This is a genomic window from Microbacterium cremeum (assembly GCF_015277855.1).
Classification (GTDB): Bacteria; Actinomycetota; Actinomycetes; order Actinomycetales; family Microbacteriaceae; genus Microbacterium; species Microbacterium cremeum.
On the sequence record NZ_CP063812.1, the window covers coordinates 887,443 to 911,077 of the forward strand.

Annotated in this window: 23 protein-coding genes; 14 read left to right on the forward strand and 9 right to left on the reverse strand. The window is 71.2% G+C overall.

Annotated features, from left to right (window positions below; genetic code table 11):
- Positions 1-6: 6 nt before the first annotated feature.
- Positions 7-471 carry a MarR family winged helix-turn-helix transcriptional regulator gene (locus IM778_RS03745; protein ID WP_228484733.1) on the reverse strand — a complete coding sequence of 155 codons (465 nt, stop codon included), beginning with the start codon at positions 469-471 and terminating at the stop codon, positions 7-9.
- An 11-nt stretch (positions 472-482) separates the two neighbouring features.
- Positions 483-2,234: an MDR family MFS transporter gene (locus IM778_RS03750; protein WP_194410749.1), complete on the reverse strand. Its 1,752-nt coding sequence runs from the start codon at positions 2,232-2,234 to the stop codon at positions 483-485.
- 206 nt (positions 2,235-2,440) lie between these two features.
- Between IM778_RS03750 and IM778_RS03755 the strand changes: the two genes are divergently transcribed.
- On the forward strand, positions 2,441-2,857 hold the full coding sequence (locus tag IM778_RS03755) for an SRPBCC family protein (protein ID WP_194410750.1): 417 nt from the start codon (positions 2,441-2,443) through the stop codon (positions 2,855-2,857).
- Positions 2,858-2,869: 12 nt separating this feature from the next.
- Here the strand turns inward: IM778_RS03755 and IM778_RS03760 are convergent, their stop codons facing one another.
- Entirely contained in the window at positions 2,870-3,550 is a 681-nt protein-coding gene (locus IM778_RS03760) for a YqaJ viral recombinase family protein (RefSeq protein WP_194410751.1), read from the reverse strand.
- 51 nt (positions 3,551-3,601) lie between these two features.
- Between IM778_RS03760 and IM778_RS03765 the strand changes: the two genes are divergently transcribed.
- The 6 genes from IM778_RS03765 (at position 3,602) to rplL (ending at position 9,393) form a co-directional block, all read left to right on the forward strand.
- Complete coding sequence (locus tag IM778_RS03765) at positions 3,602-5,251, forward strand: HD domain-containing phosphohydrolase (protein WP_228484734.1); 1,650 nt, start codon at positions 3,602-3,604, stop codon at positions 5,249-5,251.
- Between the two features lie 79 nt (positions 5,252-5,330).
- Entirely contained in the window at positions 5,331-6,713 is a 1,383-nt protein-coding gene (locus IM778_RS03770; RefSeq protein ID WP_194410752.1) for an FAD-binding oxidoreductase, read from the forward strand.
- Positions 6,714-6,767: 54 nt separating this feature from the next.
- Positions 6,768-7,091: a 4a-hydroxytetrahydrobiopterin dehydratase gene (locus IM778_RS03775; RefSeq protein ID WP_194410753.1), complete on the forward strand. Its 324-nt coding sequence runs from the start codon at positions 6,768-6,770 to the stop codon at positions 7,089-7,091.
- A gap of 74 nt (positions 7,092-7,165) precedes the next feature.
- Positions 7,166-8,152 carry a DUF4349 domain-containing protein gene (locus tag IM778_RS03780; protein ID WP_194410754.1) on the forward strand — a complete coding sequence of 329 codons (987 nt, stop codon included), beginning with the start codon at positions 7,166-7,168 and terminating at the stop codon, positions 8,150-8,152.
- Positions 8,153-8,443: 291 nt separating this feature from the next.
- A complete protein-coding gene (gene rplJ, locus IM778_RS03785; RefSeq protein WP_194410755.1) occupies positions 8,444-8,959 on the forward strand; it encodes a 50S ribosomal protein L10 in 516 nt (171 codons plus the stop codon).
- 44 nt (positions 8,960-9,003) lie between these two features.
- A complete protein-coding gene (gene rplL / locus IM778_RS03790) occupies positions 9,004-9,393 on the forward strand; it encodes a 50S ribosomal protein L7/L12 (protein WP_194410756.1) in 390 nt (129 codons plus the stop codon).
- A 12-nt stretch (positions 9,394-9,405) separates the two neighbouring features.
- Here the strand turns inward: rplL and IM778_RS03795 are convergent, their stop codons facing one another.
- Entirely contained in the window at positions 9,406-10,482 is a 1,077-nt protein-coding gene (locus IM778_RS03795; protein WP_194410757.1) for a LacI family DNA-binding transcriptional regulator, read from the reverse strand.
- Between the two features lie 229 nt (positions 10,483-10,711).
- On the opposite strand from IM778_RS03795, the gene IM778_RS03800 reads away from it, so the two are divergent.
- The 3 genes from IM778_RS03800 (at position 10,712) to IM778_RS03810 (ending at position 14,131) form a co-directional block, all read left to right on the forward strand.
- Positions 10,712-12,067: an ABC transporter substrate-binding protein gene (locus IM778_RS03800; RefSeq protein WP_194410758.1), complete on the forward strand. Its 1,356-nt coding sequence runs from the start codon at positions 10,712-10,714 to the stop codon at positions 12,065-12,067.
- Positions 12,068-12,182: 115 nt separating this feature from the next.
- Positions 12,183-13,151: a carbohydrate ABC transporter permease gene (locus tag IM778_RS03805; RefSeq protein ID WP_194410759.1), complete on the forward strand. Its 969-nt coding sequence runs from the start codon at positions 12,183-12,185 to the stop codon at positions 13,149-13,151.
- Positions 13,148-14,131: a carbohydrate ABC transporter permease gene (locus IM778_RS03810; RefSeq protein WP_194410760.1), complete on the forward strand. Its 984-nt coding sequence runs from the start codon at positions 13,148-13,150 to the stop codon at positions 14,129-14,131. The genes IM778_RS03805 and IM778_RS03810 overlap by 4 nt, the downstream gene beginning before the upstream one ends.
- A gap of 34 nt (positions 14,132-14,165) precedes the next feature.
- Here IM778_RS03810 and IM778_RS03815 read toward each other — a convergent pair whose 3' ends face one another.
- Both IM778_RS03815 and IM778_RS03820 read right to left on the reverse strand, forming a co-directional pair.
- Positions 14,166-14,837, reverse strand: coding sequence for a DUF305 domain-containing protein (locus IM778_RS03815; protein ID WP_194410761.1), 672 nt, complete (start codon positions 14,835-14,837; stop codon positions 14,166-14,168).
- Positions 14,838-14,841: 4 nt separating this feature from the next.
- On the reverse strand, positions 14,842-15,549 hold the full coding sequence (locus IM778_RS03820; RefSeq protein ID WP_194410762.1) for a DUF3105 domain-containing protein: 708 nt from the start codon (positions 15,547-15,549) through the stop codon (positions 14,842-14,844).
- A 127-nt stretch (positions 15,550-15,676) separates the two neighbouring features.
- On the opposite strand from IM778_RS03820, the gene IM778_RS03825 reads away from it, so the two are divergent.
- Complete coding sequence (locus IM778_RS03825) at positions 15,677-17,047, forward strand: multidrug effflux MFS transporter (RefSeq protein ID WP_194410763.1); 1,371 nt, start codon at positions 15,677-15,679, stop codon at positions 17,045-17,047.
- A gap of 57 nt (positions 17,048-17,104) precedes the next feature.
- On the opposite strand, the gene IM778_RS03830 is transcribed toward IM778_RS03825, so the two are convergent.
- Entirely contained in the window at positions 17,105-17,602 is a 498-nt protein-coding gene (locus tag IM778_RS03830; protein ID WP_194410764.1) for a nitroreductase family deazaflavin-dependent oxidoreductase, read from the reverse strand.
- Positions 17,603-17,792: 190 nt separating this feature from the next.
- On the opposite strand from IM778_RS03830, the gene IM778_RS03835 reads away from it, so the two are divergent.
- From IM778_RS03835 to IM778_RS03845, 3 genes are read left to right on the forward strand one after another with little or no spacing between them, the layout of a single operon-like run.
- Complete coding sequence (locus tag IM778_RS03835) at positions 17,793-18,464, forward strand: phosphatase PAP2 family protein (RefSeq protein WP_194410765.1); 672 nt, start codon at positions 17,793-17,795, stop codon at positions 18,462-18,464.
- 9 nt (positions 18,465-18,473) lie between these two features.
- Positions 18,474-20,633 carry a helicase HerA-like domain-containing protein gene (locus IM778_RS03840; RefSeq protein WP_194410766.1) on the forward strand — a complete coding sequence of 720 codons (2,160 nt, stop codon included), beginning with the start codon at positions 18,474-18,476 and terminating at the stop codon, positions 20,631-20,633.
- A gap of 43 nt (positions 20,634-20,676) precedes the next feature.
- Positions 20,677-21,318 (forward strand): DUF305 domain-containing protein, encoded by a 642-nt coding sequence (locus tag IM778_RS03845; protein ID WP_194410767.1) that lies wholly within the window; start codon positions 20,677-20,679, stop codon positions 21,316-21,318.
- Positions 21,319-21,330: 12 nt separating this feature from the next.
- Here IM778_RS03845 and IM778_RS03850 read toward each other — a convergent pair whose 3' ends face one another.
- Together IM778_RS03850 and IM778_RS03855 are read right to left on the reverse strand one after the other, a co-directional pair.
- The gene (locus tag IM778_RS03850; RefSeq protein WP_194410768.1) at positions 21,331-22,077 is read right to left on the reverse strand and encodes an IclR family transcriptional regulator; all 747 of its coding nucleotides are present in this window, start codon (positions 22,075-22,077) and stop codon (positions 21,331-21,333) included.
- The gene (locus IM778_RS03855) at positions 22,074-23,513 is read right to left on the reverse strand and encodes an APC family permease (protein ID WP_194410769.1); all 1,440 of its coding nucleotides are present in this window, start codon (positions 23,511-23,513) and stop codon (positions 22,074-22,076) included. The genes IM778_RS03850 and IM778_RS03855 overlap by 4 nt, the downstream gene beginning before the upstream one ends.
- Positions 23,514-23,635: the final 122 nt, after the last annotated feature.

Consider the following 23,635-nt stretch of genomic DNA (forward strand, 5'->3'; position numbering starts at 1 on the left):
CCGGGCTCAGGAGCTCGGCGACTCACCCGCCGTCAGGGCGTGCAGCAGCCGCGTGAGGTTGTGGATGTCGTCGAGGGACCAGTCCTCGAGCGCGTCGACGAGCGTGCTCTCCTGCGGCGCGCGCGCCGCGGCGAGGCGCTCGAGACCCTCCGGCGTGGGTGCGAGCAGGCTCGACCGGCCGTCGGTGGGATCGGGGGTGCGCTGCACCAGTCCCAGCTGTTCGAGCTCGCGCACCGTACGGCTGATCTGGCCCTTGTCGGCCATGAGGGTCTCGGCCAGGGCCGACAGCGTCACCTGTTCGCGGCGCACGATCGTGGTGAACACCTTGTAGGCGCCGGGCAGCATGCCCGGGCTCACCCGGTTCGCGTTCTCGAGGATGATCCGCCGGAACCGGTTGATCAGCTCGCCGAACTCCGCTTCGAGGGCGCGCACCGCTTCGGTGCGCGCCTCTCGGGTCTCGTGGGTGGCCATCCTGATCGACATTAGCGTCGGGTCCGGGTCGTCGCGGACGCGGCGTCATCGGCGGTCGCGGTGGCCGAGGCATCCGTCGTCGTGTTCTCGGCGGTCGCGGTCAGAGCGTCCATGCCCTCGGCCGTCGTGACGGTCGCGAGGTCGGCCTCGCTCGCACTGACGCGCTCGCTCGTCGTCATGCGCGTGAGCGGGACGTTCGGCAGGAACACGATCGCGATGAGGCTCACGACGGCCAGCGGCACGGCGATGAGAAACGAGTGGGCGATCGCCTGGGCGTAGATGTCCTCGAAGATCACGCGGACTGCTTCGGGCAGCTGTGCGACGTTCGGGATCGCGCCCGACTGCAGCTGCTCGGCCACGGCCACGCCCTCCTCGCCCAGCTTCGCGATGGCCGCCCCGATGTCGGCGCGGCGTTCGGCGACGAGGTCGGTCGCCGAGGTGGCGAGAGCGGCACCCATGACCGACACGCCGATCGTGCCGCCGAGGCTGCGGAAGAACGTCACTCCCGAGCTGGCGACGCCGATCTCGGTGGGCTTGGCGGTGTTCTGCACGATGAGGACGAGGTTCTGCATCGTCATGCCGACGCCGGCGCCGAGCAGGAACATGTACAGCGAGACGAGCACGAAGTTCGTGTCGTACTCGATCGTCGACAGCAGGAACGAACCCGCGATCAGCAGCACGCCGCCGACGACGAGATAGGGCTTCCAGTGCCCGTGCTTGGTGACGAGCCCGCCGATCACGATCGACGCGATGAGCAGGCCGCCGATCATGGGGATGGTCATGAGTCCCGCCTCGGTCGGCGTGGCGCCGCGTGCCATCTGCATGTACTGGCTGAGGAAGACCGACGTGCCGAACATCGCGATGCCGATCGAGATCGACGCGATCACGGCGAGCGTGAAGGTGCGGTTGCGGAACATCGTGAGGGGGACCAGCGGCTCTTTCGAGCGCAGTTCGACGATGATGAACAGGAGCGTCGCCAGCAGTGCGCCGCCGACCATGAGGATCGTCTCGGCGCTCCACCACCCGTAGTCGTTGCCCGCGTTCGTGATCCAGATGAGCAGCAGCGAGACCGCGGTCGACAGCAGCACGATGCCGAGGTAGTCGATGCGCACCTTGGTCTTGGGCCTCGCCGGCAGGTGCAGGGTGCGCTGCATCATGATCAGGGCAGCGACGGCGAAGGGCACGGCGATGAAGAAGTTCCAGCGCCAGTCGATCGTGTCGGTGATGAAGCCGCCCAGGAGCGGTCCGCCGACCGTGGCGACGGCCATGACGGCGCCGAACAGGCCCATGTAGCGACCGCGCTCGCGCGGGCTGATGATGTCGGCCATGATCACCTGGCTGAGCGCCGCGAGTCCACCGGCGCCGATGCCCTGCACCGCGCGGAACGCGATGAGCGTGCCGGGATCCTGCGAGAATCCGGCCGCGGCGGTCGCCAGCACGAAGATCACGATCGCGATCTGGATGAGCAGCTTGCGGTTGAACAGGTCGGCGAGCTTGCCCCAGATCGGCGTCGAGATCGCGGTGGTCAGCAGTGTGGCGGTGACGACCCATGTGAACGCGGCCTGGTCGCCGCCGAGATCGTGGACGATGACGGGCAGCGAGGTCGACACGACGGTCGACGCGAGCATCGACACGAACATGCCGAGCAGCAGCCCGGTGAGCGCCTGCAGCACGCGGCGGTGCCGGCGCTTGTCGTCGGCGATGGTGGCGCCGCCGGCGGTGGCAGTGGCGACCGACCCGGTCGCGGGGGTGGACGTGACCATGGAGATCCTTCGAGCAGTGTGAGGTCGAGGCGCCGCGGCAGTGGCGCGCGAGAAAGTTGACCGAGGTCAACAGTTGAGATGAGTCAACTATACGACGATGGTTGACACACGTCAACCATCGTCGCCAGGCGCCGCGGCGAGACCGGACGCAGCGAACGAGAGAGCGGTGGCGGGCGGATGTCGTACCCTCCCGCTACCGTCGGGTGATGATCGGGATCGCCCGCGCCGAGCGCACGTCCACCGCCCGCGCTGAGGAGTTCTTCGCGCGGTGGTGCGATCTCGGATCGCACCCGGAGTGGGCCCCCAGCATGGAGTACTTCCGCCCCCAGGACCCGTTCGGGATCGGCGCCCGCGGCGTCTCCCGGCCGCGGGGCGGCGAGGAGGCGTCGTTCGTGGTCACCGCCGTCGGACCCGGGGCGGTCTACGCCGACCGCACCGAGCTCGGTGGCGCCGAGCTCACGGTCCACCACGAGGCCACCCCCGTCGACGGCGGGTGCGTCGTCGTCCTCCGTGCCTGGCTCGAGGGTCCCGAGGCCGACGGCTGGTCGGAGCGCCTGGGCGACACCGTGCAGCGGGCCCTCGAGCGGGACCTCGAGTCGCTCGCGCTGCTGCTGGAGGGGTGACGACCGGCGCGGTCAGTCCGCGAGGGCGAGCGCGCGGAACGGCTGGCGCGGCGCGGACGGCGGCTGCGGCATCCGCTCGTCGTTGCGGCCACGGGTCGTGCGCAGGTAGAGCTCGTCGATGAGAGCGGTCGCGAGGCGCACGAGCTTCGCGATCTCGGCCTCGTCGCGGTCGACCCACGCGCACCGGGGCTCGTCGCCGACCGGGACGAAGCCGTCGTGCTGCTCCCACGCCACGAGCGTGCGCTCGGCGCCGAGCACGTGCTGCTGCCACCACACCTGACGGAGGTAGGACCGCGGGATGCTGCGCCAGGCCTTGTTCGTCGTCTTGATCTCGGCGAGCGTGACCCGCCCGGCGACGTCGACCGCGATGCCGTCGGGGGTGGCGAGGTGACGCTTCTCGACGACGGCGTGGAACAGCGCGGACGACGGCTGGATGCCGTGGGTGGCCGCCACCCACGACGCGATCTCGGGTTCGCGTGCGCGACCGTGCGCCGTGTAGGCGTTGCCCGAGAAACCCGAACCCATGAGCTTGGCGTCGGCTGCGCGCGCGATCGCCCGCTCGGAGGTGAGGGCCGCGACATCCGTCGCCGTGATGCCGCGCGAGCGGGCTCGCACCCACGCGACCCGATCGCGGGAGTCCGCGACGATGCGGGCCGCGAGCTCAGGGGTGCGTGCGGCGAGCTCAGGGGTCACCGTTCGAGCGTAACCCCGGCGCCCGACGCCGGCCGGCCGACATGCCCGCCGATGTGCACCGCCGTGCGCCGGTGCGAGAATCCCTCTATGGTCGCCGTCGAGGACGTCGGGGCACCGCCGGTCCACCGGCATGAGCTGCTGACAGCGCTGTCGCGCGGGATCGACCTGTGCATGGGGCAGCCCATGGGTCACACTCTCGGGCAGACCTGCATCGCGCTGCGCCTGGCGGAACGGGCCGGTCTCGACGACGACGCGCGGCGCGAGGTCTTCCACACGTCGATGCTCGCGTGGGCGGGATGCCACGTCGACTCGCTCGAGCAGGCGACGTGGTTCGGTGACGATCACCGCGCGAAGGCCGGATTCCGGACGGTGGACTTCGGCGACGAGCACGCCGAGGCCGTCTACCTGGCACGCCATCTCGGAGCCGGGCAGCCGGCTGCGGTGCGTCGCCGCACGATCGCCGGATTCCGCGTCGACGGTCGGCGCCAGGTCGACGAGATGTTCCCCAATCACAGCTTCGCGGCGACCGCGCTCGCCGACGCTCTGGCCGTGCCGTTGCGGGAGCGGATCGGTCTCGGCCACGTCTTCGAACGCTGGGACGGCCAGGGCGAGCCCGACGGTCTCGGCGGGACCGAGATCGCGTTCTCGGCCCGTGCCTGCGACCTGGGCGACGTCGTGATGGCGATGTGGCGCGCGGGCGGGCAGGATGCCGCCGTCGCGGTGGCGCGCGCCCGCAGCGGAACGGAGTTCGACCCCGGCCTGGTGGAGGCGTTCTGCGACGAGGCCGGCGCGCTGTTCGACGAGCTGGCCGACGCCGGTCCGCTCGCGGCGGTCCAGCGCGTCTGCCCCGCGCTCGACGACGCGATCGACGGCGCGCGGCTCGACGCGGCGCTGGCAGCGATCGCGGACTACGTGGACCTCAAGGCTCCGTCTGCGCTCGGGCATCAATCGATGACGGCCGGCCTCGTGGATGCCGCGGCCGCCGAGTGCGGGTTCGCCGCGCGCGACCGCGTCCACGTGCGCCGGTCCGCCCTGCTGCACGACATCGGGCGATTGGGAGTGCCCGCGGCCGTCTGGGAGAGCCGGCGCCCGCTCACCCCGGCTGAGGCTGAGCAGATCCGCCTGCATCCCTACGTCACGGAGTCGATCCTCGAACCGTTCCCGGGCTTGCGTCCGCTGGGCGCCACCGCGGGCCAGCACCATGAACGCCTGGACGGATCCGGCTATCCGCGAGCGCTCTCGGGCGACGCGATCTCACCGGCCGGCCGGCTGCTGGCAGCCGCTGACGTCTACAGTTCGAAGGCGGAACGGCGTCCGCATCGCGCCGCGGTCCCGGCATCCGATCTCCCTGCGGTGCTGCGCGAGGGGGCCCGGGAGGGCCGGCTGGACTCGGCGGCCGTGGAAGCAGTGCTGGTCGCGGCCGGGCACCGTCGCCGGCGGCGTCGCTCCTGGCCGTGCGGTCTCACAGATCGCGAGGTCGAGGTGCTGCAGCTCGCGGCACGCGGGCGCTCCACCGCCGAGATGGCCGAGGCGCTGCATGTGTCGCCGAAGACGGTGGCGCATCATCTCGAGCACATCTACGTCAAGACGGGGGCGCGCAACCGGGCGATGCTCGCGGTCTTCACCGTGCGGCACGCCCTGTTCTCGGGCGACGCGGCGCCGGTCCGCGAGCGCGCCGAAGATGGGTCGATCGCCCCATGAAACGGGCTGCCCGACGCCCTTAGCCTGTGCGCACCGCCGGCGATGCCGTCGGCGACGGCGACGACGAGGAGACGCGGTCATGGTGCTCGAGGCAGTGGGCTCACAGCTCATCAGGGATCTGAGGCCGGCCGTGCGCGGCGCCGTCATCGGGCGGGACGACGTCGGCTACGACGAGGCCCGGGCGGTCTGGAACGGCCTCGTGGACCGGCATCCCGAGGTCATCGTGAGGTGCGCGGGGGTCGACGACGTCGTCGCGTGCGTGCAGGCGGCGCGGCGATACCGGCCGCCCGTGTCGGTGCGCGGCGGCGGGCACCAGGTGGCGGGGAGCGCGGTGTGCGACGACGGGCTCGTGATCGACCTGTCGGCGATGCGCGCCGTGGAAGTGGACCCCGATGCCCGGATCGCCCGGGTGCAGGGCGGTGCGCGATGGGCGGATGTGGATGCCGCGACCCAGGCGTTCGGGCTGGCGACGCCCGGCGGCGAGGTGTCCGAGACCGGGGTGGCCGGACTCACCCTCGGCGGAGGGCTGGGCCTGCAGCAGCGGACCTTCGGTCTCGCCTGCGACAACGTGCGCGCCATGACCGTCGTCACCGCGGACGGCGTCGTGCGTACGGCAGATGCGCGCGAGAACCCCGATCTGTTCTGGGCGCTGCGCGGCGCCGGCCGCGGGCTCGGAGTCGTGACCGAGTTCGAGTTCGAGCTGCACCCGCTGGGCCCGGACGTCGCGGCGGCGGCGCTGGTGTACCCGGTCGAGGCCGCTGCGCCGGTCTTCCGTGGGTGGCGCACGCTTGCGGCCGAAGCCCCCGAGACGGTCGCGCCCCAGTTCGCGCTGTGGGCGCTCCCGCCCTTCCCGGGGATCCCGGACGAGGTCGTGGGGCTGCCCGTCGTCGTGGTCCTCGGCACGTACATCGGCGACCCGGCCGACGCGGGACCCGCGCTCGAGCCGTTCCGTGGACTCGGTGAGCCGCTGCTGGATCTGAGCGGCACGAGCACCTGGATCGAGGCGCAGAGCGCGTTCGACTTCGCGATCCCGCCGGGCGACCGGTACTTCTGGAAGTCGCACTTCATGGACGAGCTCGACGACGAGGCGATCGACCTCATCGTCGCACGGGCCTCCCGCCGGCCGGACCCGCGATCCGCGGTCTTCATCCGCACGCTCGGCGGCGCGATCGATCGCACCGGACCCGACGCGTCGGCCTTCGCCCACCGTGGTTCCCGCTTCAACGTGTCGATCGACGCCATCTGGTCCGATCCGGGCCTCGATCACGCGTCGATCGAATGGGCGCGGGGGTTCTGGGACGAGCTCTCGCCATGGTCGCGCGGCGTCTACCTCAACTTCGCCGGGTTCGACGGCGAGACCGATCGCGGCCTGGTGCTGGGCGCGCACCAGCAACGGGTGGAGCGCATCCGGCGCGCGTTCGACCCCGAGGGGATCTTCGCCGAGGCCGCGCTGCGTCCGTGAGCCCTCGCGCGAAGAGGGGGTTGCATCCGCCCTGCGCAGTGGCATCGTCGAATCATGGACACGATCACGAGCGACGAGTTCGGCACGTTCCCGGATGTCGGCGACTGGCGGGCGACCGACGCGGGCGCGTTCGCGCGCTTCCGCACCGGGGACTTCGCGACGGGAGCGAAGCTGTTCGCGGCGGTCGCCCGGCTCGCCGACGCGGCGAACCACCATCCCGACGTCGACGTCCGCTATCCGGCGGTGCGCGTGCGGCTCTACACCCACTCGGCCGATGGCCTGACGGCGAAGGATGCCGAGCTCGCGGCCGAGATCTCGCGCGCAGCCCGTGAGCTCGGCGTCGACGCCGATGCGGATCACCCGGAGCGCGAGATCTGACCGCGGCCGCATCGTTACGGGATCGACACGGGCACCCGCTGCGCGCCGAGATCGGGCGCCGCTAGCGTGTGCGCATGGAGTCGACAGCGGGCGTTCGAGAGGATGTCCCGCCGCGCCGCCGCCGTTCGCACGGGGCGCGCCCGGCGGCGGTCGCGGCGCTCATCGCCATCGCGGTCGCGCTCGTCGGATGCTCGGCTGGGGGCGCCGGCTCCGGCGGCAGCGTCGTTCAGCCCGGTGCCGGCGCGGGAGCCGAGGGCGTGGGTGCCGAGGATGCGGGCGCCGCCGCGGAGGACGACCGTTCCGTGATCATCGAGGGGTCGATGTCGATCGTCGCCGCGGACGTCGACGAGGCCGCCGCCGCAGCGCTCGACATCGTGCGCGATGCGGGCGGGCGCGTCGACGGCCGGGAGGAATGGAGCGACCAGAGCGACGAGGGCGCGCGGATGACCGCGACGATGGTCCTGCGCATCCCGGCGGACTCGCTCGAGACCGCCCTCGATGCGCTGCGGGACCTCGGCACCGTCGAGTCGCTGCGCACGTCGACGGTCGATGTCACCACCGAGGTGCAGGATGTCGACGCACGGGTCGCCGCGCTGCAGTCGACCATCGCGCGGCTCGAGTCGTTCCAGGAGGGGGTCGCGTCCGTCGACGACCTCCTGTCGATCGAAGAGGAGATCTCGCAGCGCCAGACCGAACTCGAGACCTACCTCGCCCGGCAGGCCGATCTCGGCGAGCAGGTGGCGTTCTCGACCGTCACGCTCTCGATCCAGTCGCAGCCGTCCCCGTCGACCGCGCCCGACTCGTTCTGGGGCGGCCTGATCGTGGGATGGACGTCGTTCGTCACCTTCCTGGCCGGATTCGCCATCGTGCTGGGCGTGCTCCTGCCGTGGCTGCTCGCGCTGGGCCTGCTCGCCGCGGCGATCGTGGCGCTGGTGCGCTGGGTGCGGCGCCGCCGGCCGCCCGAGCCGCCTGCCGAGCCTCGGTCCGAGCCGCCACTGCCGTGGATTCAGGACGATGAGCGGCGTCCGGTGCGCACGGGCGGCACGCCGCCGACCGCGTGATCCGGCCGGTGCCGGCGGGCGTGCGCCGATTTGGCCGATCCTGCGGCATCACGTACCCTTGACGGAGCCGAAGACCGCCGGTCATCGATGTGCGTGAAAGCGTACTGAGATCGAAGCACTGCAGACGCAGAGGCCCGCGCAGGTGTCACGAACGAATCTCCTGGGTTCAGGAATCCCGCTCCGTGCGCTTGCGCCGGAGCGTTTTTGTTTGCCTGCGCCGACTCTGATGACCGGCAGCCTGCGGCCGGCGCCCCGCCATCGCGGAGCGTCTCGTACACACAAGGAGTGGCCATGGCGCAGAAGGAAGCATCGGTCGCCGAGCTCACGAAGCACTTCGAGGACTCGACCGCCGTTCTGCTGACCGAGTACCGCGGTCTGACGGTTGCAGAGCTCAAGGAGCTCCGCAACACCATCCGTCAGGACGCGGAATACGCCGTGGTGAAGAACACGCTCACCAAGATCGCCGCGAACAACGCGGGGATCTCGTCGCTGGACGACGACCTCAAGGGTCCGTCGGCCATCGCGTTCGTGCACGGCGACCCGGTCGCCGTCGCGAAGGGCCTGCGTGCCTTCGCCAAGGCACACCCTCTTCTCGTGATCAAGGGCGGTTTCTTCGACGGGAACCCCCTGAGCGCTGACGAGGTCAACAAGCTCGCCGACCTCGAGAGCCGTGAAGTCCTGCTGGCGAAGCTCGCCGGTGCGATGAAGGCCTCGATGACCAAGGCGGCATACGTCTTCAGTGCGCTTCCGTCGAAGGCCGTCCGCACGGTCGACGCGTTGCGCGAGAAGCAGGAGTCCGCGGCCTGACATCGGGCCTCGGCGTAGCGAAACCACAATCAAGGAGAAACATCATGGCAAAGCTCAGCACTGAGGAGCTGCTCGACCAGTTCAAGGAGCTCACGCTCATCGAGCTCAGCGAGTTCGTCAAGGCGTTCGAGGAGACCTTCGACGTCACCGCTGCCGCCCCCGTGGCCGTGGCCGCTGCCGGCGCTCCCGCCGGTGGTGCCCCCGCCGAGGAGGCCGAGGAGAAGGACGCGTTCGACGTCATCCTCGAGGCCGCCGGCGACAAGAAGATCCAGGTCATCAAGGTCGTCCGCGAGCTCACCTCGCTCGGCCTCGGTGAGGCGAAGGCCGTCGTCGACGGTGCTCCCAAGGCCGTCCTCGAGGGCGCCAACAAGGAGACCGCCGACAAGGCGAAGGCCGCTCTCGAAGAGGCCGGCGCGACGGTTACCCTCAAGTAATCTCGCTCTTCTTCACGAAGGCCCCGGATGCTGCGCATCCGGGGCCTTCGTCTTGTTCGCGGTGCGGACGATCGCCGAGGCGTCGTCATCGACGGCGGCGGTCGAGCTGCGCACCACCAGCGGCGACGACTCGTAGATGCGGTGCGTCGTCGCCTCGGGGTCGCGCAGCTGCCACATCAGCAGCCGCACGGCCGCGCGTCCCTGCTGGTGCGGCCGCTGCTGCAGCGTGGTCAGCGAGAACATCTCGGCGTACGCGTGATCGTCGATGCCGATCACGCTCAGCCGCTCGGGCACCCGGATGCCCAGCCGGCGGGCGGCGATGATCGCTCCGACGGCGACCTCGTCGCACACGCCGACGATGCCGGTCGGACGCGTGCGCCGGTCGCCCAGCAGCTCGGCCGCCGCGCCGTAGCCGCCCGGCATCGTCACCTCGGACTGCACATGGCGCGCGGATGCATCGAGCCCGGCATCCCGCATCGCCGCCCGGTATCCCTCGAGGCGTCGCCCGTCTCCGAAGCTCGTGCGGCGGCCGTCGGGGTCGCCGCCGAGGAACACGATGTCGCGGTGGCCGAGGCCCACCAGATGCTCGGTCGCGATGCGTGCGGCCGCCTCGTCGTCGATCGACACCGCGTCGGTGCCCGCGTCGTACCCGCCCACGCTCACGACCGGCTTCCCGAACGCGATGAGGCGCTCGAGTTCTCGGGCGCTGGGCTCGATTCCGACCGCGATGAGGCCGTCGAACCGCTTGCGCGCGAGGAAGTGCTCGAACATCTCGCGGCGCGCGGCCGATTCCGGGGGCGCACCGTAGAGCACGAGGTCGTAGCGGTGCTCGAGCAGGGCGTCCTGGACTCCTTCGAGCACTTGCGCGAAGAACCAGCGGTCCAGCGACGGCATCACGACGCCGATCGTCTGGGTGCGGCCGGTCACCAGGCTCACCGCGCTCGTCGTCGGGACGTAGCCGAGGGCGGCCGCGGCATCCTTCACGCGCGCCCGCGTGGCCTCCGAGACGTATCCCGCGCCGGTCAGCGCCCGCGACGCCGTCGACTTCGAGACGCCTGCCGCGCGCGCCACGTCGGCGATGCCCGCCATCGGGTCCTCCTCGTGACCGCGGACGACGCAGTCCGCGGATTCTGGAACCGGTTCCGGCCACCATTGTGCCCCGGGGCTCGGCGGGGCGCCACCCGCAGTCCGCTGTTTATCGAGTTGTGACCCAGAGCGATTGTGCCGCTCCCCGGCATCCCCTAGCGTAATCATGGAATCGGTTCCCTAAACGGGCGGAGACCGATCGCGGGCTCCGCGAACTCGATGAGGAGGACGAATGAGAGTGCACAGACGCGGTCGGCTGATCGCGGCGGCGGCCGGCGTGGGTGTAGCAGCCCTCGCACTGGCCGGCTGCACCGGAGACATGGAGGAGGGCGGCGAAGACGTCGACTGCTCCGAGTACGAGGAATACGGCACGTTCGAGGACGCGACCGTCACGATCGGCGGCACCATCCTCGACCTCGAGGCCGACAGACTGGTGGAGTCGTGGAGCGACTTCGCGACCTGCACCGGCATCACCATCGACTATCAGGGCTCGAGCGAGTTCGAGGCTCAGATCGCCGTCCTCGCCGAAGGCGGCAACGCGCCCGACATCGGCATCGTGCCGCAGCCCGGCCTGCTGGCACGTCTCGCCCAGGGCGGCTGGCTGATCCCGGCGTCGGAGGGCGTCGAGGCCAACGTCGACGAGTTCTGGTCCGAGGACTGGAAGGCTTACGGCACGTACGACGGCACGTTCTACGCGGCGCCGCTGATGGCGAGCATCAAGGGCTACATCTGGTACTCGCCGACCGAGTTCGAGGAGAACGGCTGGGAGATCCCCGCGACGCTCGACGACCTGACAGCCCTGTCGCAGGACATCGCCGACGCCGGAGACCACAAGCCGTGGTGCGTGGGCCTGGAGTCCGGTGAGGCGACCGGCTGGCCGGGCACCGACTGGATCGAGGACTACGTCCTGCGCCTTCACGGGCCCGACGTCTACGACCAGTGGGTGACGCACGAGATCCCGTTCAACGACCCGCAGATCGTCGAGGCCTTCGACGCGGTCGGCGAGTACCTGAAGAACGACGACATGGTCAACGGCGGCATCGGCGACGTCTCGACGCAGATCAGCGAGGCCTTCCAGACGGCGGGCCTGCCGATCCTCGACGGCGAGTGCTCGCTGCACCACCAGGCGTCGTTCTACGAGACGTTCTGGAACCCCGAGGGCGGAGACGAGGTGACGGTGGCGTCGAACGGCGACATCTTCGGCTTCCTGCTTCCTCCTGCTGACGCGGGCGACCCGCTGTCGGTCACCGGCGGTGGCGAGTTTCCGGTCGCGTTCCGCGATGCCGAAGAGGTCGAGGCGGTGCGTACGTTCCTGTCGAGCGACACGTGGGCGAACAACCGCGTCAGCCTCGGCGGCGTGATCAGCGCCAACACCGGCGTGGACCCCGAGAACGCTTCGAGTGAGCTGCTCGTGCAGTCCATCGAGATCCTGCAGGATCCCGAGACCACGTTCCGCTTCGACGGGTCGGACCTCATGCCGGGCGCCGTGGGTGCGGCCTCGTTCTGGACGGGCATCGTCGAGTGGGTGGGCGGTGCGAGCACCCAGTCGGTGGTCGACGAGATCGAGGCGAGCTGGCCCGCCAGCTGACTCGCCGGTGAGGTGTCCGGGGCGGGGCTTCCCCGCCCCGGACACCTCCCACCCACCGCGCGGCCCCGCGGGCCGTCGCATGCTCCCTTCGAAGACGAAGCAAGAGAGGCGACCGATGACAACCGGTGATCTGATCGGAAAGATCCTCCAGGTGGTGATAGGCCTGGTGGTCTTCGCGGCGATCGTGGGACTGCTGATCTTCTTGATGGGCCGACGCGTCGGCAAGAAGAGGAGCTGGTGGCAGCTGCTGTGGTTCTTGCTGCCGGCGGTGCTCCTACTGGCCGTCGGCCTGGTGTGGCCGGCTATCCGCACCACGGGCCTGGCCTTCCAGGACAACGCCGGCAACTTCAGCTGGGACAACTTCGTATGGATGTTCACCCAGCCCTCGGCGATTCGTACGCTCGTCAACACCGTGGTGTGGGTGCTGCTCGTGCCGACGTTCTCGACGGCGCTGGGCCTGGCGTACGCGGTCTGGATCGACAAGTCCCGAGGCGAGAAGTACTACAAGGCGCTCGTGTTCATGCCGATGGCCATCTCGTTCGTGGGCGCCGGCATCATCTGGCGCTTCGTCTACGAGTACCGTTCCGCAGGCCGCGACCAGATCGGCCTCCTCAATGCGTTCGTCGTCGCGTTCGGCGGCGAGCCGGTGCAGTGGATGCAGACCGACCCGATCAACACGGTCCTGCTGATCGTGGTGATGATCTGGATCCAGACCGGCTTCGCCATGGTGGTGCTGAGCGCCGCGATCAAGGGCATCCCGACCGAGCAGATCGAAGCGGCGATGCTCGACGGCACCAACCCGTGGCAGCGCTTCTCCAACGTCACCGTCCCGGGGATCCGCGGAGCGCTCGTCGTCGTGCTCACCACGATCTCGATCGCGACCCTGAAGGTCTTCGACATCGTCCGCACCATGACCGGCGGAAACTTCAACACCTCCGTCGTGGCGAACGAGATGTACGTCCAGGCGTTCCGCGCCAGTGAGGTCGGTCGCGGATCGGCGCTCGCGGTGATCCTGTTCCTCCTCGTCATCCCGATCGTCATCTACAACGTCAATATCCTCCGCAAGCAGAGGGAGATCCGATGAGCAGCGTCGCCCCCGTCGACCTTCCGATCGAAGGCGGTCCGGACGCCTATCGCGAGGCCGCCGAAGACACCAGGCCGGCCGCGCGCGCGAAACGCCGCCTCACTTCCCCGGTCGCGACGATCGCCGCCCTCGTCATCGCGGTGCTGTGGACGATCCCGACGTTCGGGCTGTTCATCTCGTCGTTCCGTCCAGCCGAGCTGATCCAGACGACCGGCTGGTGGACCGTCTTCCAGAACCCCGGGTTCACACTCGACAACTACCGCGACGTCCTGTTCTCGCCGTCGCAGTCGTCGCCGCAGCTCGGGGCGTACTTCGTCAACTCGCTCGCGATCGCCATCCCGGCGACGATCTTCCCGATCGTCTTCGCGTCGATGGCGGCCTACGCGTTCGCATGGATGAAGTTCCGGCTCTCGAACTGGCTGTTCATCTTCATCTTCGCGCTGCAGATCGTGCCCATCCAGATGGCGTTGGTCCCGCTGCTGCAGACGTTCGCGATCTGGCTGCGACCCGGCCAGGAGTGGCTGCATGATGTGATACCCGTCATCCCGGTGCAGAACTACCTGCCGCTGTGGATCGCGCACACGATCTTCGCGCTGCCGCTGACGATCTTCCTGCTGCACAACTTCATCTCGGAGATCCCGGGCGAGGTGATCGAGGCCGCGCGTGTGGACGGCGCCAGCCACAGCCAGATCTTCCTCCGGGTGATCGTCCCGCTGGCGACGCCGGCGATCGCGTCGGTGGCGATCTTCCAGTTCCTGTGGGTGTGGAACGACCTGCTCGTCGCGCTGATCTTCTCGGGCGGGACGCAGGATGTCGCACCACTCACGCAGCGCCTCGCCGAGATGGTCGGCTCGAGAGGCCAGGATTGGCAGCGACTGACCGCCGGAGCCTTCGTCTCGCTGGTGGTGCCGCTGATCGTGTTCTTCGGCCTGCAGCGCTACTTCGTGAGAGGACTGCTCGCCGGCAGCACGAAGGGTTAGCGCGACAGCGTGGGGCGGCCGGTCTGCCGAGGGCTCAGCCCGTGCAGCCCAGCCGGCTCTGCATCGACCGCATCGCGTCGATCTCGGCCGTCTGCCCCGCCTCGATGCTGCCCGCCACCTGGAGGGCGCGCGGGTCGGTGCCGAGTTCGAGCAGCGCGTCGGCCATCGGGATCGCGCCCTCGTGGTGGCGGATCATGAGCTCGAGGAAGAGGCAGTCGGCGGCCTGACCGGTGGCCTCTTCGAGTGCGGCGAGCTCGGCATCCGTCGCCATGCCCATCGCCTCGCGGGCCTCGTCGTCGGTCATCGGCTCGCCGTCGCCGCCGTGGGCGTGGCTCTCGCCGGAGGCGTCCATCCACTGCATCATGGGCCCGCCGCTCTGCGACAGCCCCCACTGCACGAGCCAGTCGTACATCTCGCCGCGCTGGCCGGCCTGACCGGTCGCGATGTCGTAGGCGAGCACGCGCAGCTCGTCGTCGTCGGTCTCGCGGTAGATCTCCATGGCCATCTGGATGGCCTGCGCGTGATGCACCTGCATGTCGCGCGCGAACCCCGCCTCGGGGGAGTCGGTGCCGGGCGTGCCGGGCCCTTGCGCGCCGAAGGTCGAGAACCGCCCCACGGCGAAGGCGAGCGCCGCGATCGCGAGGAGCACGAGGGCGATCGCCCACCAGCGCAGCGGTCGCCGGCCGACGGTCGCGTCGTCGCTCATGGGGTCACTGCTTGCCGGGCGCGTCGAGGGCGCCGGTGCAGGCGGCGTTGGGCTCGGGCACGTTCTGGCTGCGCCAGTACTCCTCGAAGAACTCGCCGATCCGCTCGTCATCGGCCGAGTCGAGCTTCAGCTGGTGGTTCCAGTTCGACAGCACGATCGGCGAATCCAGGCCCTCGTAGGGCGAGAGGATGACGTAGCTGGACGGCAGCTGGCTCTTGAGGGTGTCGAGCTCCTCGCCGGTCACCTCGTCGGCGTCGTACGTGACCCACACGGCGCCGTGCTCGAGCGAGTGGACGGCGTTCTCGTTCGGGACGGGCTGGTCGTAGACGCCGCAGTTCAGCCACACCGGGTTGTGCGGACCGCCGGCAGGCGGGTTCTGCTCGTAGTCGACGGTGCCGTCGACGTGCTCGGTGGCGTTCTCGAACGTCTCGACGCCCTCGATCTCGGCGCCCTCGCTGCCCGGTTCGTACTGCTTCGGGGGAGCCGGCGCGAACACGATCGACGCGACGATGAGGCCCACGATCACGACGACCGCCGCCGAGCCGACGATCCACCACACCAGCTTGCTGCGGCGGCGCTTGGCGAGCTGCTTCTGATACTCGGCGAGCTTCGCCTGGCGCTTCTGCTCGCGCTGCTGCTTGACGGTGAGGTTGATCTCGGCCTGCGTGGCAGGGTTGCCGCTCTTGCGCTGGTCGGCGGGGGTCGGTGTCACCCCCTCATCCTATGCGAGCGCATGCGGGCGTCCGCTGTGAGGCTGCCGACCGGTGCGGTATCATCGGACCTCGAATCGATTCGACCTCGTCGTCGCACTCACCGCATCTCGCCGAAACCAGGAACTGTTGCTCGATACCGCGTCCGTCCCCGTCCAGCGCCCCGAAGACCTCGCCCCCGACGCCGCGAAGCCCGCGCACGAGCCGCCCCGTCCGACCCCGACCGGCGCGATCCGCACGCTCGGCAGCAACCCCGCCACCGCGCCGATCGTCCTGCACCCCGGCGACTCGATCCCGACGCGCAAGCGGGTCCTGTACATCATCTTGCTGGGCGCCCTCACGGCCCTCGGCCCCTTCACGATCGACCTCTACCTGCCGGCGTTCCCGGTGCTCGAGGCGGAGTTCGACACCACCGCCGCCGCGATCCAGCTCACCCTCACCGGCACGATGGTCGGCTTCGCGCTCGGTCAGCTCGTCGTCGGTCCGCTCAGCGACAAGGTCGGACGCCGCGTGCCGCTCCTGGCGGTCACGGCGCTGCACGTCGTGGCGAGCACCGCCGCCGCGTTCGCCCCCTCGCTCGAGCTGCTGTCGGTCGCCCGCGTGCTGATGGGGGCGGGTGCGGCCGCCGGTGGCGTGGTCGCCGCCGCGATCGTGCGCGACCTCTTCGGCGGGCGCCGCCTCGTCGTCATGCTGTCGCGTCTCGCGCTGGTCTCGGGCGTCGCGCCGGTGCTCGCACCGCTCGTCGGCTCGGCGCTGCTGCTGGTGATGCCCTGGCGCGGCGTGTTCGCCGTGCTGGCGGTCTACGGCGCGGTGATGCTCATCTCGGCGCTGATCTTCATCCCCGAGACCCTTCCGCCGGCGCGCCGCCACGAGCGGGGCGCGACCACCGTGTGGCAGCGCTACCGCAGCGTGCTGAGCGACCGCGTGTTCATCGGCGTGCTGATCATCGGCGGCATGACCTTCAGCGGCCTGTTCTCGTACCTGTCGAGCTCGTCGTTCCTGTTCCAGCTCGACTACGCGCTCAGCCCGCAGGAGTACGGGCTGATGTTCGCGGTGAACTCCCTCGGCGTGGTGCTGGGCGTCCAGGCGGCGTCGCGGCTCGCGGCGCGCTTCGGCCCGCAGTGGGTGCTGGCGTGGTCGACCGCGGTGCTCGTGCTCGCGGCATCCGCCATCATCGTCACCGACCAGCTGGGTCTCGGGCTGTGGGGCACCGTGGCGCCGCTGTTCGTGTTCATGACCGCATGCGGCTTCACGTTCCCGTGCGTGCAGGTGCTCGCGCTCGATCGCCACGGCAAGGCCGCCGGCACGGCGCAGTCGATCATCGGCGCGTCGAACTTCGGCGTCGCGGGGATCATCTCGCCCCTCGTCGGCTGGATCGCGCGGGATGCCGGGATCACCGCGACGACGATGGCCTCGGTCATGGTCGGATGCGCGGTGATCGGCGTGCTGTCGCTGTGGCTGATCGTGCGTCCGCGCACCGTGGAGCGGCTGACCCCCTGATCCGGCGTGCGGTCAGTCCTGCGGCCGGACCGGCTGCCCCCCTGATCCGGCGTGCGGTCAGTCCCGCGGCCGGACCGGCTGCAGGCGGAACAGGCGCACGGTGCGTCCGGACTCCCGCTCGTAGTTGCGGTACCCCGGCCACTGGCGCTCGATCGTCGCCCATGTCGCGTCGCGCTCGGCCTCCGGGATCGGGGTGGCGTGCACCGGCATGCGCCGGCCGCGCACGGTGATGTCGGCATCCGGATTCGCGAGGAGGTTCGTCGTCCAGGCGGGGTGCTTCTCGCCGGCGAAGTTCGTGCCCGCGACGATCGCCCGGCCGTGCCCGTCCGGCGTGTACATGAGGGGCACGTCGCGGACGATGCCGGACTTCGCGCCGACCGTGTGCAGGACGAGCGAGGGCACGAGGAGGGCGCTCAGCTGCACGCGTCCGCTCGTGACCCGTGCGAGGAGCCGCTCGATCGGCGGCAGCAGGGCCGGGCCGATCACGCGACGGAACACCCGCGTGCGGGTGAGCGGGGCGATCACGGCGCGGACGACGTCGACGACTCGGGTCACGGCCCCATCTTCACAGATGGGGCGCGGGCCCGCAGCGCACGCGGGGTGAGCGGGCCCGCGCGCGAGCCGTGCGAAAACACCAGTCGGTGACGACGACACGGCGGTGACGGATGCCGGGACACGGCGTGTCGGGTGACGGACTGGTGTTTTCGCATCTCCGGGCGGGTGCGCGGCCCGGCAGAATGGGGCGATGATCGAGCGGCAGCAGCAGAGGCAGCGGCAGCTGCGGGGAACCGTCATCGCGTTCCTCGTCGCCGGCGGCGTGCTCGTGGCGCTCGCGTGCCTGCTCGGCTGGTGGCTCTTCGCGCGCCGCGACCAGCCGTTCGCCGTGGACGTGTGGTGGAACGCCCTGGTCACGACGTGGTGGAACCCGGTGCTGCTGGGGTTCTCGCGCGTCATGAACTGGGTCGGCGGCGGATGGGTCGGCGTGCTGGCGGTGCCGATCGGCAGCGCCGTGGGGCTGATCCTGCTGCGGCGGCCGTGGGCGGCGGCGTACTTCCTGGCCGCCGAGGCGGTGTCGGCGGCGGGTGTGCAGGTGCTCAAGCACCTGTTCGGGCGTGTGCGGCCCGAAGACATCCTGGTCGTGTCGGACTACGGCTCGTACCCGTCGGGCCACGTCGCGAATGCGGCGACGATCGCGGCTGCGGCGGTGGTGGTCTTCCCGCGCGTGTGGGTGGCCGTCGCGGGAGCTGTGTGGGTGCTGCTGATGGCCTTCAGCCGGACGTATCTGCACGCGCACTGGCTGAGCGACACGCTCGGCGGCGCGCTGCTCGGCGTCGGTGCGGCGCTGCTGGTCGCCGCCGTTTTCGCCGTGCCGATGGCACGGGAGAGAACGGATGCCGGTCTCGGGGCGCGTGGCTAGGCTGAGCGCATGATCCCCACGCCCCCTCCCGCCGCCGACGGTTCGTCGCCCGGAGCCTCCGGGGGCGCGGGCTCGGCCCCCGCTGCGCCCGATCCCGACGTCGCGGCTGCCGAGGCCGACCTCGCGCGCCTGCGCGCCGAAGCCGAGGCGGCCGAGGCACAGCTGAAAGCCGCCCAGGCGAAGGCCGCGCTCGCCGCAGCCGAGGCCGAGGCCGCGAAGGCCCGAGCCGCGGCCGTCCCCGCCGGAGCCGAGGCCGCCGCGGCCGTCCCCGCCGGAGCCGAGGCCGCCCCCGCCGGAGCCGCCCCGGCCCCTTCACCAGATCAGGAGATCTCGCCGACGCAGGACGATTCCGCCACGAAACCTCCTGCGTCCGCCATATCTCCTGATCTCGCGAGCACGGCGGCGACGACGGATGCCGAAACCGCCGAGCGCGCGGACGCCGCGGCCGCGCCGGAACCGGAATCCGCCGAAGCGGCCGCCGCTGAACCGGAACCGGAACCGGAGTCCGCACCCGACGAGCCGGCCGAGACCGGCCCGCTCACCGCGGCGGAGATCCAGAAGATCATCTCGGGGTACGGCTTCGACGGCGACACCCCCGCCCTCGAGTTGGGCGCCCTCGTCAACGGCGACCCCGTACCGGCGGCGCAGATCCGGATCCCCCTCGGCATGATGAACCGGCACGGACTGGTCGCCGGGGCCACCGGCACCGGCAAGACCCGCACGCTGCAGGGGCTCGCCGAGCAGCTCGCGGCGAACGGCGTGCCGGTGTTCGCGGCCGACATCAAGGGCGATCTGTCGGGCGTCGCGACCCCGGGCGAGCCCAGCGAGAAGCTGCTGGCCCGCACGAAGGGCATCGGTCAGGACTGGCGGCCCGAGGCGTCGGTGACCGAGTACTTCGCGCTGGGCGGCATCGGCAAGGGCGTGCCGGTGCGGGCGACGGTGTCGGGCTTCGGCCCGCTGCTGCTGAGCAAGGTGCTCGGCTTGAACGACACGCAGGAGTCGAGCCTCGGGCTGGTGTTCCACTACGCCGACAAGAACGGCCTGGCGCTGGTCGACCTGTCGGATCTGCGGGCCGTGCTCACGTTCCTCACCGGCGACGAGGGCAAGGCCGAGCTCAAGGAGCTCGGCGGGCTGTCGGCGGCGACGGCAGGGGTCATCCTGCGCGAGCTCATCACGTTCGCCGACCAGGGCGCCGACGTGTTCTTCGGCGAGCCCGAGTTCGACGTCACCGACTTCCTCCGCACGGCGTCCGACGGTCGCGGCGTCATCAGCCTGCTCGAGGTGCCCGGGGTGATCGACAAGCCGGCGCTGTTCTCGACGTTCCTGATGTACCTGCTCGCCGAGCTGTTCGAGATCCTCCCCGAGGTGGGCGACCCCGACAAGCCGAAGCTCGTGTTCTTCTTCGACGAGGCGCACCTGCTGTTCAAGGACGCCTCGAAGGACTTCCTCGCCGCGATCGTGCAGACGGTGCGGCTCATCCGGTCGAAGGGCGTCGGTGTCTTCTTCGTGACGCAGACCCCGAAGGACGTGCCGTCCGACGTGCTGGCACAGCTGGGCTCGCGCGTGCAGCATGCGCTGCGCGCGTTCACTCCCGACGACGCGAAAGCGCTGCGGGCGACCGTGGGCACGTACCCGACCTCGGGCTACGACCTCGAGCGCGTGCTGCAGGAGCTCGGCACGGGCGAGGCGATCGTGACCGTGATGAGCGAGAAGGGTGCGCCGACGCCCGTCGCGTGGACGCGGCTGCGCGCACCGCTGGGGCTCATGTCGCCCACGCCGGATCCGGCCATCGAGGCCGCCGTGAAGGCCTCGCCGCTGCTGGCGAAGTACGGCACGGCCATCGACCGCGAGTCGGCGCGCGAGATCCTGGCGGCGAAGATGAAGGCGGCCGACGAGGCCGCCGCCGCCGAGGAGGCCGCCCTCGAGAGGGCCCGGATCGACGCGGAGCTGGCCAAGCAGCAGGCCGCGATCGACAAGGCCCAGGCCGCGGCCGACAAGAAGGCTCAGCAGGAGTACGAGCGGCTGCTGAAGAAGACCGCGGGCACGACCCGCACGTCGCGCTCCCGGTCGGCGCCGGCGTCGCCGATCGAGCAGATTCTGAACTCGAAGTCGACCGAGGCGATACTGGGCGGAGTGATCCGCGGGATCTTCGGCACCGGCAGGCGCTGAACTCCCGGCCCGAGCGGATCGGTCCTCTCCGGAAGGTTCCGCCGTGCGCAAGCCCGTCGTCGTCGTGGCGCTGACGCTCGCCGTCGCGACGGCGGGCGCGGCGGTCGCGCTCGCGGTGGCCGCCTCGAGCGGGGGAGTCCCGGATGCCGCGCCCACCGCGCCCGCATCGTCCGTGGTGCCGTCGGCGTCGGCAGCCGTGACGGCCGACGACTACTGCTACGTCGAGGCGATGATCTACTACCGCGTCGAGGAGTCCGAGCTCGCCCGGACCCTGCTGCGCAAGGAGGGGACCGCGCCGGCCGCCCGCGCGCTGGCGGACGCCGTCGCCGAGCGTGCCGTCGCCGAGCTCGACGACCTGCGTGAGTGGTACGTGTCGTGGGCCGACGCGCGTCCGGCGACGCCGCCCGCCGACGGCCTGTGCGGCGGGCACGGCGCCGACCATGCGCAGATGCCGGGCATGCCGTCGTGGAGCCGGCAGCTCGCGCTCGCCGACGCCGCACCGCCCGCCGCCGAGCGCGAGTTCACCGGGATCCTGCGGGACCAGACCGCCGGGATGGTCGCGCTCGTCACCCTCGTGCTCGACGGCGCCCCGCACCCGGCGGTGGCGGAATCGGCACGCCGCGTGCTGGCGCACGCCGAGGCCGATCTGGCCGCGCTCGACGAGCTCGCTGCGTCATCGCCCTGAGCCGGGGGTACGTCACCACTGGCTGAGGCTCGCGGCCGGCGCGAGCGCGCGCGCCGCGTCACGGAGCGCGCCGACGTACCGCGCCGCGAGCGAGAGGCGCGACGTGCTGGTCGCGAGGCAGACGGCCCCGACAGGGCGGGAGCGCTCGTCGCGGATGGGCACCGCGAGGCAGCCCCGGTCGGGCGCGAGCATCGCCGCCTGCTCCGCATAGCCGCGCACCGAGTACGCCTCCTCGATCGCCTGCCGCTGGTCGGGCGACGGAGCGACCCGCCAGCGCGGCGCGCGGGGGATGGTGCGCTCGGGATGATCGACGAGCCACAGGTGGCCGGTCGCGGACCGCGTCGGGTCCGACAGCAGCGACTCGAGATCCGACAGCGGCAGGCCCGGATCCTCGTCGAGCAGCACGAGTCCGTCGCGGTGGAACCCGAACAGGTGCACCGCCTCGCCCGTCTCGCGTCGGAGCCGGTCGACGACGTCGGCGTGGTCGGGCCGGGTGCGGGCGCCCACGACCGCCGCGAGCTCGAGCACGCGCGTGCCGAGCATGAAGCCCGAGAAGTCCGCCCGGCGCACGAGGTACTCGTCGCGCACGAGCGAGTTGACGACGCGGTACACCGTGGCCCGGGGCGCACCCACCGCGCGGGCGATGTCGGCGGCCGTCGCGCCGTGGTGCTCGCGCGCCACCTGCTCGAGGATCTCGAGGGCCAGCCCCAGCCCGCTCTCGGGCAGGCGCGGTTCGCGCGCGAGGCCGGCGGCGCTCACTGCCGTGTCGCCCCGTCGATGCAGTCGCCGTCGACCGGCCAGTCGTGCACCCCGACCCGATCGCCGACGTGCGGATGCCGCGCCACCCGCACGGCCCCGGCCATGGCGATCGCGCACAGGCCGGCGAGGGCGCAGAGCAGACCCACGGGGTTGTCACGCATCGTCGCGACGAGATAGAAGCCCAGCACTCCCACGAGGCCGAGCAAGGGCACGGCGGCCAGCACGACGGCGCGCGCGGTCAGCTCGCCGATGCGGGCGAGGAAGACCGGCGCCGCGGCGCACACCAGGGCGTACGCGACGAGGAAGCCGACGATCGAGGCGGGGGAGGTGACGATCCGCAGGTCCTGCCGGCTGCCGCCCAGCGCGAGCACCAGGAGCGGCACCGCGGTGACGGCGGCCGCGAGCAGCACGCCGCCCACCGCCGGCACGCCGCGCCGTGACACCCGCCCGAGCGCGGGCGGGAGGAGGCCCTCGCGGCTCATGGCGAACGCGAGCCGCGTCGCCGCGTTCGTCATCGCGAGCGCGCACGCGAGGAACGAGATCGCCACGATCCCGTCGATGAGGGGTGCGAGACCGGTGACGGCCGCCAGGGACGGCGCCCCGGGCTGCTCGGCGACGATCGACAGCTGCGCGGCGGTGCCGACGAGCAGCACGAGGCTGGTGGCGCCGACGCTCACGAGGATCGCCCGCGGCACCGCGGCATAGGGGCGGCGGGTCTCGGGCCCGAGCGCCGTGCCGCTCTCGAACCCGACGAACCCGATGAGGGCGAATGCCACGCCCGTCACGATCGCGTCGAGCGAGAAGTCGGCCGAGTCCGGCACGAGAAGGCCCAGGTCCCACCTCGTGAGGCTGAGGGCGGCGATCGACAGCCCGATGACCGTCAGCACCGCGACGGATTCCAGCACGAGCAGGATGCGCGTCGAGATGCGCAGACCCCGCGCCACGAGGGCGGCGATCACGCAGCCGAAGCCGCCGACGAGGGCGCACACCAGCCAGGGCGGCGGCTCCGGTGAACCGGTGACGAGCTGGGCCACGCGTGACGAGCCCGAAAGGAGCGTGTTCATCGCGACGGCCAGGTATCCCGCGCCGAGCGCCGTGCCGGCGACGAGGCCGGCGTGCGTGCCGAGACCGCGCGCGACGAATGTGTACAGCGACCCCGTGCTGGCGATCCGCCGCGCGAACATCCCGATGACGAGGGCGACGCCGATGACGAGGGCGATCGTGATCGCGATGTCGATGAACCCGAACGACCCGCTGCGGGCGTACGCGGCCGCCGGGTGCACCAGCAGGACGCCCGCAGGCGCCGTCGCGGCCACCGACTGCGCGACGACGTCGACGGTGTGCGCGTGCCGGCGCCGCAGGCCCGCGAACGGCGAGCTCGCGCCGAGATCGACCCGCGGGCGGGCCCGGCTGATCGCGTCCGCGAGTGCGCTCACCCGTCCTCCCTCGCCGCACGTGTCTGGGTGGCTGTGACGCTAGCCGCGCTGCGTTGCACGCAACCGCAGACCGTGTTTCGCGCGCGTGACAGCGCGTGAGACGGGCGAGCCGGATGCCGGCT